The sequence below is a fragment of the Oligoflexus sp. genome, assembly GCF_035638955.1.
Lineage (GTDB): Bacteria > Bdellovibrionota_B > Oligoflexia > Oligoflexales > Oligoflexaceae > Oligoflexus.
The window spans coordinates 1-6,253 of record NZ_DASQYZ010000211.1; the positions used below are offsets into that span (position 1 = coordinate 1).

At 47.8% G+C, this 6,253-nt stretch carries 8 protein-coding genes; 3 read left to right on the plus strand and 5 right to left on the minus strand.

The features are described from left to right. Positions 1-227 (plus strand): hypothetical protein (locus VE954_RS19455; protein ID WP_324955816.1); only part of this gene is annotated, 227 nt, incomplete at its 5' end. A gap of 162 nt (positions 228-389) precedes the next feature. On the opposite strand, the gene VE954_RS19460 is transcribed toward VE954_RS19455, so the two are convergent. The 3 genes from VE954_RS19460 to VE954_RS19470 form a co-directional block, all read right to left on the minus strand. Continuing rightward, positions 390-956, minus strand: coding sequence for a hypothetical protein (locus tag VE954_RS19460; RefSeq protein ID WP_324955818.1), 567 nt, complete (start codon positions 954-956; stop codon positions 390-392). Positions 957-1,143: 187 nt separating this feature from the next. After that, positions 1,144-1,503: a hypothetical protein gene (locus VE954_RS19465; protein WP_324955820.1), complete on the minus strand. Its 360-nt coding sequence runs from the start codon at positions 1,501-1,503 to the stop codon at positions 1,144-1,146. 163 nt (positions 1,504-1,666) lie between these two features. After that, positions 1,667-2,218, minus strand: coding sequence for a hypothetical protein (locus tag VE954_RS19470; RefSeq protein ID WP_324955822.1), 552 nt, complete (start codon positions 2,216-2,218; stop codon positions 1,667-1,669). Between the two features lie 355 nt (positions 2,219-2,573). On the opposite strand from VE954_RS19470, the gene VE954_RS19475 reads away from it, so the two are divergent. Beyond that, positions 2,574-2,972, plus strand: coding sequence for a hypothetical protein (locus VE954_RS19475; RefSeq protein ID WP_324955823.1), 399 nt, complete (start codon positions 2,574-2,576; stop codon positions 2,970-2,972). 188 nt (positions 2,973-3,160) lie between these two features. Next, positions 3,161-3,808, plus strand: a complete 648-nt coding sequence (locus tag VE954_RS19480; protein WP_324955825.1) for a chromophore lyase CpcT/CpeT — start codon at positions 3,161-3,163, stop codon at positions 3,806-3,808. A 379-nt stretch (positions 3,809-4,187) separates the two neighbouring features. Here the strand turns inward: VE954_RS19480 and VE954_RS19485 are convergent, their stop codons facing one another. After that, entirely contained in the window at positions 4,188-4,460 is a 273-nt protein-coding gene (locus VE954_RS19485) for a hypothetical protein (RefSeq protein ID WP_324955827.1), read from the minus strand. A 149-nt stretch (positions 4,461-4,609) separates the two neighbouring features. Next, positions 4,610-5,872, minus strand: coding sequence for a hypothetical protein (locus tag VE954_RS19490; RefSeq protein ID WP_324955829.1), 1,263 nt, complete (start codon positions 5,870-5,872; stop codon positions 4,610-4,612). Between the last annotated feature and the right edge of the window lie 381 nt (positions 5,873-6,253).

The window sequence follows — 6,253 nt, forward strand, 5'->3', positions numbered from 1 at the left end:
AAAGCCTCGATGGCTTTGGGAATTTCATGAAGTTTGATTTCTACCTTAATTACAGACACTTGAGCTATCATTTGGTGTTTCTTTCTCTGACCGTTTTACCACGGTTTCAGATTAGGAGACACCAATTAGCCGACGGTCCCACCCTTCCCATGCATGATGTGCTTGGAAACGAAATTTCTCCTTTGCGGATCTACTTCTTTTTCGGGACGGAGGATGACTCGCCATGATGGGGCTGAGCAGCATTCTAATCAAAATTCGCAACTGTCTTCAGTGCGGCCATCCATTCCAGTCGGCCGGGCGCCGGATTTGTGGCTGCTAATGAGCTCCAGCTGCAATCTTTTCAGGTTGATGGCTTTAGCCCTCGCGGCTCAGCCACCCAGCTGTGAACGTTACTTCAATAACGCACGAATATCTTTGAGTACGCTTTTCTTTACGTTGCACTTTTCAAAGTTGCCAACCCAGGGTTCAGCAGGGGATGACGTATCTGTACCCTCTATTCTGACTGAATCCTTTTCCTGATTGAGGGTCAATTCTGTGATTTCTATGAATTGGCTTTCTTCACTATCCCCTCCCCCTGTCGTAAGTATGAGGGTGTTGCCACAAAGCCCTGGGCAGATTTTTTTGGCCATCGTGAAAGTGACTTTCCTGCCGCTTTCCGAGAATCCAACGATTGCCGGTTGGTCGCCCTGCGAATATCCAAGGCTGGTCTCTTCGTTCCAGCGCCCTTTGAATCCCAGGGCGATTCCCTCGGCGACTGAAATTATCGGCTCTTTGACGATAAAAATCTCCAGCTCAGAGTGTTTCACGGGGTTTCCGCTTTTCATACGCTGCTCGCAACGGACGAGCAATCCGTCGCGATCGTGATCGCTTTGTGACTTTGTGTTGGATGTGTCAGGATCTTTGGAACAGGCAAAACCAGACAGGCAAAGTATCGAAGCCGCAAGAAAAATGCGCATAACCCTAATTCCCTCAAAGTCGATAACGTTTTCGGTCAGTGGATGTACCCGCTGGCCCAAAAAGCGAAGTTCTACAGGAGCCACCCGCGGCCGCGACGAAAAACGTGCAGCGCGCCGGTGTCAATTGTCGGTGCCACCTTTCCTTTCAGGGCTTTGGCCCTTTGGGGAGAATGTCCACATCGAAGTGCTAGAATTTTGAAAGCTTGTCTTCCACGTCCTGGATACATTCTGTCAGGCGGGCGTAAAATTCCTGAGTCAGACTATCATCTGATTGCATGATCGTCGTAAAGGTTGAATATCCAGCAACAGTGCAACTCGCTTGAAATTGAATGGGCTGAATTTGAGTGATGTCGACTGGATCGTTGATGCCGATTGTGAAAAAAACCGTAGTGCTATTGGTACTTGCATCAAGAACGACGTTCTGAAAGTGAAAGCCAAAATCCCCCTCACACCAGGTGTCTCCGCAGATGCTATCAATGGCTTTCAGTATGGTCGGGGCGTCAGAATTTGATGACAGCAAAGCGGCGGTCAGAAGAAAAGCATGCATGGAATTTCCTTTTTCAAATCCATTGGGATTGAATCTCTACCATAAGCCTGGAAACCAAACCAGCTGAGGTCAAAATATCAAATGGCTGCTGCCTGGGAAAATTATCTCAACTGCTCTGTGGTAGCCTTGAGCTAAACCCTGCAGCTCTTTTGCCTGCATAATTTTACTCGACCCAGCCGGAACCAATAAATATAGTCTCCCCTGTTTTCAAGCTTGTTACGGTTATAACTTCAGCACTGCCAAATGAATTGCTCTCAGAACCATACAAGGCATAGTAGGCTTCAGGATCATTCACCATGTCAGTGAGCTTTGTACTTAGGTCGAAGAAATATTCGGATTTCTCTGCAGAAGGACGGCTTGACGACAGAGCATTTTTTATCAACGGTTCCACGCGTTCATAAGTACTCGCAACAAATTCATTTAGAATCAGTCGATCCGGGCAGGTATAGAGGACGTTGGCCGAAGAGCCACACAAAGAGTTCAAAATACTGCTTTCCAAAACAGTTTTGAGCCGGTCTTCGGCAAGAAGGTCCAAGGCTTCTTCACCATAGTTAAAGCGCACGGCATATTCATACTGCGCAGGCGCCTCAGCCTTGAGAAGCTCATAATTTTCAGACGCATCGTTGAGGCTCTGGTCTTGAAATTGCAATGTGCCTGCAAAAATGGAAGAAGAGGAGGCAAAAAGAAGGGATACCAGCAGTCCAGGAAATTTCATAAATACCTCAGTGTGGGTTACCTGCATGAAGGTGCAGGGACCTGCATGGGTATCAGATGTAAAACTTAAACTCAAATATAAAGATGTTTTCTGCTTTCGCGAAAGGCGAAGTGGAGGCTATTGTGGTTTACATAGGCAGCCACAGTTCGGTGCCGGTGCGAGCTTCCTGGTTATTTTTGTTCGTCGATCGAGGCAACATTTAGCTTTTTGATTATGGTCATCACGTCCCGATCACTTATTCACTACAATCCTGACTGACCTTCGTGAGCAAATAAATTCTTTGAATTAACATTCTCAGTCTGCTACGAGATAGGCGACACAGATATCCCTGAACCCACCCAAGCGGAGAACCGCGATGAAAAAAATCATGACTTTATTGGCAGCAGGATCGCTATCTATCGGTGCGTCTTCCGCCTCTGCCAGCAATCAATCCACCTACATACTCACGCCTGGAAATCAACTGGATATTGATGTTGCTGGCTTCAAGGAGATCACCCTTGTTTTTACTGTCACGGAAAAAAAATCAGTCGAGAACAAGGATCCTGATGTGGTCGTGACTGAAACCTACGGCGGATTCGAATGTGAATTAAGCAGCGTCAAGCTGCTCAAGACCACCGACCTCAACCCCGAATTGATACAGAAACTATATGCAGTTGATGTTGACTGGTTTCCAGGTGCTGATTCCAGTGGGTGTACGGTTCAGTTTTTGGCGGGTGAAAGCGCTGCATCTGTCCAGCTTTATTTGAACTTTTAAAACACCTCCCAAAGGGGTCCAGCAAAAAATAAACCTCCAACTGTCCAAAGCCAGGAAAGCGCCGGCCTATTATCGTGGACTCCAGATCAGACATTTGGACCTACAATCTTCACCCATAGGCAAACTTCGTCTATAGTGCAGGCTTTCAAGAGAGTCATTCAGATTTAACCTTCGATTGAGACTTTAACATGATGAAGAATACGTGGAAGCAGACTGTGTTCGGGCTGACTGTGATGATCACCCCTCCCCTGGCGCTTGCAGATGTCATGGCAAGTGAGGATGCTACGATTGAAGAAGCAGCGACCTGGCTTACAGGCACCTTCAATAACAATGAACAGGCTGCAGCCGATAATCGTTTTGTCGCTGTTTCCTTAAAAAGCTGCCAGGTCCAGCTCAAGGGACTCGAATCTCAGGAACTTGGCATAGCTCTCCATGTTGAACAGGCCGTCAATTACAATATAAACCGTCCCTACCGCGTTCGACTCTACTGGATCACAGAAGCTGGAAACAACGTCGAATCAAGGGTCTATCGTTACACGGACGAATCAACACTTGTCGGTCTTTGCCTAAAACCAGACGACGAGCGGGTGATCGAAGCCAGGCTTTTGGCGGCCAGTGATTGTTCCGTTTTTCTTGGCAAAGAAAACGGTTTCTACTCCGGCAGCACGCCCAAGAAGGGCTGTCCCAGCAGCTTCGGTGGAGCAACATCGACAAGTTCTGAAGTTACACTTGGCCCCGTGGGCATTGACTCCTGGGACCGTGGCTTTGATGCTGCAGGATTGCAGGTATGGGGATCTGAATCAGGGCCTTATAAGTTTAGGCGGGTTGGTCAGTAAGGCGTTTTCAAGTCTTTGCTGAAGCCCATTAAGAGGCTTCAGCCCTTCCGGGTTTTTCTGAAGCTCCGAAAAGGCTTGCGCGAAGCAGAAAAGCGATCCCCTGATCAAACATGGCTCCACAACATGAAAATTTTTGTCAGGTCTGAACACAATTTAAGCAAAATTTGGTCGTTAATCGGCTTTTGAATTTCGTGAACATCGGCATGTTTCCCGACGAAATCCATCGGAAGATCAAGCCCTGAAGCTATGATACCGGATGAAGTTCAACATAAATACCCGAGTTGGATCGACTTTGTCAAGTCGGGGACTCAAGGCCTCAAGTCTAATGCCAAGGACCGTTTTTCTGAGCAGGACAAGCAGATAGCCGAACTCCAGCAAGTCATAGGTGAGCAGGCCGCGACCAAAGGGGCGCTACAAGCTCTGCGAGATCATTGGCGGTCATGAGTTTCAATCCACGGTCCCGAACCAGCGCTGCATTTGGGAGACGGGTTCCGTGATATAGAACAACGCTGTCATGTGCCCAGACGACTTTCGATGCGACAGTTTCAGTTAACATGTCAAATTCCGTCCAGCGTTCTTCGGCAAAGAAAATTTCAAGTTCCTTACGGTCGACTTCATCGAGCTGAAGCAAACGTAGGTCAAGTGCTTTCATAAATTTTGCCCTCGAAACAGTTCAATCAATCAGCCTGCAGGAGTTCACAGCCAAGTCCTTGCTTGGTGTGTACAACATAACCCACGCCAAATTTTTGATGTAAAAATCAGGGTAGGTTTTCTCTCACTCGGTCGAGCCCATAGTCGGTTCTACTGCGTTAACGGGCGTCCCTGGTTGCTGGTATTTAGGAGCGATCGGATAATGAATATAGCATTATCGAGCGCCGTCTGCGCGTATTGCGAGTTTGCTCCAGTGATTATATTTCCGTGGGCATCGGAGTATTGTCGTCGGAACGCGCTTAGTACATAGGCGCTTTGGTTGATAGCGCCTTTGGCGTTCTGCCAGATCAAGTTTCGCGTTTTTTCGTCAATTTCACCAAGCGAACTCTTAAAAGAGACTTCGTTGGCCTTGAAAGCAGTATTGACTTTTTCTTGGTAGGCGTCAGTTGCGTGGTTAGAAAATCCGTTCTGTTGGTAAATCTCGCTCGTCAGTTGATCTACTGCCCCGCAAATTTTTGTGATCGCTCCTGAAATATCACCCGAGCTGTACCGCCTTAGAGCATCACGGATTGCCTGCTGCTGAGCGGCTGGCAGTGTGCTCGTATCAATATCAATCTGAATGTGCAAGGGGCATGGGACTGAGCCGCTCAGACTCCAACCAACGCGCTCCAATGCTTCCTGGATTTCATCCTTTTTGTCAGGGCTAAGCCGGATAATCTCTCCGATTGTTGTTCTAACCACACGGTCCTGTGCCTCCGGGGATTCGGCAATGAACAGCTCTTCGCATGCTTTAAGCAGAGTGGACTTGGAAGTTCCGCTGCTTTGAGACAGGTGATGAAGCGTTTGAACGGCGAGTCCGGCCTTTCCCATGATATCTTCGATCGTCGAGAAAGAAAGATCGCGCAGAGTTCCCCTGATCGTGGGCCATGTTGCGCCCAATCGCATAGGATTGAGCTGAGCTTGTTTTGCTGAACTGGACATCGAAGGGCCTTTCGGTTGAAGGTTTGGCTGATTTTCGGAAATAACCGGGATGGAGGCATCGTATTGTCGAAAGAGACGGCTCTGCTTCAAAACGCTTTCAAGATAACGAAGCTCCTCTTCCAGGATTTCAGTATATTCCAGCCACGTATCCATATCGCACTCATCCTTCAAATCGAAGAAGGTCGGGACGCAGTACCGGTAGCCTCTGAATTGTCGAATGTCCGTAAAGGCGGACTGAAGCAGTGTAGAATTGTAATCATTCCACGTTTTGTATCTGATTTTGTCAGTTTTAAATTCTTCGTTCGAATTGTTTGTTCTCATGTGCGCGAGAATTTCCCGGCCTTCTGTCAGCTGATCTGTTAGTTGTTCTTTCAAATCATTGAGCGGAATCGTAAGAAAGTACGTCCCAGTAGGATAACTTGTGGTGGCCATTTGGTTGATCCTTCCGGCAATCCTGCTAGGTGAGCTGATACCGGGGCCTGAATGGTTTCAGGTACGCCGCCCAGTAGAGAAGCGTGGGTACACTTGTCAGAAAGTAAACCTATATCTTGATTCAAATTGTATTCGATTTGTCAAGAAAATAAGACACGGCTTGGATATCAAGTAAAGGTTGGAAGAAAATGCATTCTTCCAACCTTCAGGGTCTGACATACTCCAAAAAAATCAGGAGTGCCCCATGCTGGAAATATCTCAAAAGGATCTTGAGATTCTGCCAAACCTCCCGGCCCTGGACCCGAAACTTGAAAAAACTCTTCTCGCCTTCCTCCACTCCCATGGCTCGAAGCTGACGAGCCGCGAATACGCCCGCGCGGC